General features: G+C 57.9%; 4 protein-coding genes. All 4 read right to left on the bottom strand.

Annotated features, from left to right (window positions below; translation table 11 throughout):
- The coding region (locus HX873_RS31335; protein WP_177123840.1) for a hypothetical protein at nt 1-643 on the bottom strand (643 nt) is incomplete at its 3' end.
- A 102-nt stretch (nt 644-745) separates the two neighbouring features.
- On the bottom strand, nt 746-1,000 hold the full coding sequence (locus HX873_RS31330; RefSeq protein ID WP_087692806.1) for a Txe/YoeB family addiction module toxin: 255 nt from the start codon (nt 998-1,000) through the stop codon (nt 746-748).
- Complete coding sequence (locus tag HX873_RS31325; RefSeq protein WP_087692805.1) at nt 997-1,251, bottom strand: type II toxin-antitoxin system prevent-host-death family antitoxin; 255 nt, start codon at nt 1,249-1,251, stop codon at nt 997-999. Before HX873_RS31325 ends, HX873_RS31330 begins: the two co-directional genes overlap by 4 nt.
- Before the next feature lie 147 nt (nt 1,252-1,398).
- Nucleotides 1,399-1,939, bottom strand: a 541-nt coding sequence (locus HX873_RS31320; protein WP_177123839.1) for a pyridoxal phosphate-dependent aminotransferase, incomplete at its 5' end; no start/stop codon positions are given.

The following is a 1,939-nucleotide window of genomic DNA, read 5'->3' as shown; positions in this document are numbered from 1 at the left end:
TTTTACGCGTCAGTGGCTGCTCGGCGCCCGAGTTATCCACAAAGGTTTCAACTTCCAGTTCCGCCTCGTCACCTTCACCGACAAAGGTAAAGCCGAGGAATTCAAACGCCTCACGGTCGACGTTCGGCTTGGAGCGCGGCGAACGCAGCGGCAGGGTGACGCTGATGCCGTCCTTGCTGATGGCGAACACTTCCACTTCCTTCTTCGGGCGGGAAGCCTTGCCTTTGCCGGCGCTCGGGTTGCTGATGGCCTGGTGGGTCTGGTTCAGCACCTTGAGGGCCAGGCCGTAGACCAGCTCCTGAAACTCCGGGTCGTCCTTGAAGCTGGACAGGATGCGGCTGATGGAGAACTTGCTGTTCAGGTCTTCGAGGGCGGCGTTGTCGGCGGCTTCGGCGTCCTTGAGCTGCTTGAGCTCGCCCATCAGGTCGTAGGCCTTGTCGTCGTCGAAAGCGTCGTGGGCCTGGCGGATGGCCACGCGCAGCTCGCGGATCTGGTCGCTTTCCTTGGAGGTGTGGAACGCGTCCAGCACCATTTCACTGATGGTCTTGGCCGCCGGCACGTGCTGTGAAAGATTGATGGCGTTTTCGTATTCAGCTTTGGATTGCAAGGCGACTACGGATTCTTCGGTGCGGGAATCAGACATTGAAATTTCACTACTTCAGTAAACGGGGAGACGGGAAAAGCGTCGCGCATTTTCAGCGGGGAGGGGGATCAGGTCAAGGCAGGATCCTGACGGTAAATGGCGTCAATAGTGATAGCGACACATGAGGATCTGTATTTCACCCTCCTCAATCCCGTACACCAGACGATGTTCCGCTGTGATTCGCCTGGACCAGAAACCACTGAGGTTATGTTTGAGTGGTTCTGGTTTGCCAACGCCGTCAAAAGGATCACGCTGGATCGATTTGATCAGTAAGTTGATGCGTTTGAGCCCAGCTTTGTCGTTTTGTTGAAACCAGAGGTAGTCGTCCCAGCCTTCAGGCGTAAAGAGTATTTTCATTCTTCAATCAACTGCCTCGGCTTGGCCTTTCCGGCTCGCAGGCTGTTGATCGATTTGATCAAGCGTTCCGCGTTGTTGGGAGAGCGCAGCAGATAGGCCGTCTCTTCAAGAGCGTTGAACTCTGAGAGAGAGATCATGACCACCGGTTCACCTTTTTGCCGGGTCACCAACAGAGGGGCACGATCTTCGTTTACCCGATCCATCGTGTCCGAGAGATGGGCCCGTGCATGGGTGTAGTTGATAGTTTCCATAATTGAGTCCTCGCTTAATGGCTGAAACGTACAGAAATACGTACAGGTCATCAAGGGGCATCTTACCAACGGTTGATTTAACCAAGGCGCTTGCCCATTTCGAAGGCGCGTTTTTCGTAGCCCAATTCCTGGTACAGCCGCTACCTGTTATCGGCGATCACGTAAAGGCGCGGCGTCGGCCCCAAGCCCTTCGACGAAGCCGGCAATGCGCTGGCAAGCCTCCCTGAGGGTGTCATCGGCGACGGTAAACGAAACCCGCACAAACCCTTCGGCGCTGGGGCCAAACGCCTGGGCGTCAAGCACCGATACGCCGGTCTGGCGATACAGTTGCCAGGCGAATTCCCGGCCGCTGAGCCCGGTGCGGCGTACGTCCACCAGCATGAACATGCCCGCCTGGGGGACTCGGCAGTCCAGCTCGCTGATCGCACTCAACGCGTTCACCACCAGGTCACGCCGGCGCCGATACACCGCACGGGCATCGCTGACCACGGCCTCATCCAGTTCCAGTGCCTTGAGCGCCGCCGCCTGGATAAACCCTGGCAGGCCGTAAATCATGCACAGCAGCAAGTTCTCCAGATGGCTGATCAACGTGGGCGGGCCTGCCACCCAGCCTACCCGCCAGCCGGTCATGGCGTGGCTTTTCGACAGGCTGTTGAGCACCACCGTGCGCTCGGCCATGCCGGGTAAC

Source organism: Pseudomonas sp. P7758 (genome assembly GCF_013386485.1).
Classification (GTDB): domain Bacteria; phylum Pseudomonadota; class Gammaproteobacteria; order Pseudomonadales; family Pseudomonadaceae; genus Aquipseudomonas.
Note: the sequence above shows the minus strand (reverse complement) of the source record. Positions and strands in the feature narration are given on the sequence as shown.

Bases quoted from the DNA above. Each gene is read 5' to 3' on its own strand.
- HX873_RS31325 (WP_087692805.1), bottom strand. From the start codon at position 1,251: ATGGAAACTATCAACTACACCCATGCACGGGCCCATCTCTCGGACACG.
- HX873_RS31330 (WP_087692806.1), bottom strand. From the start codon at position 1,000: ATGAAAATACTCTTTACGCCTGAAGGCTGGGACGACTACCTCTGGTTT.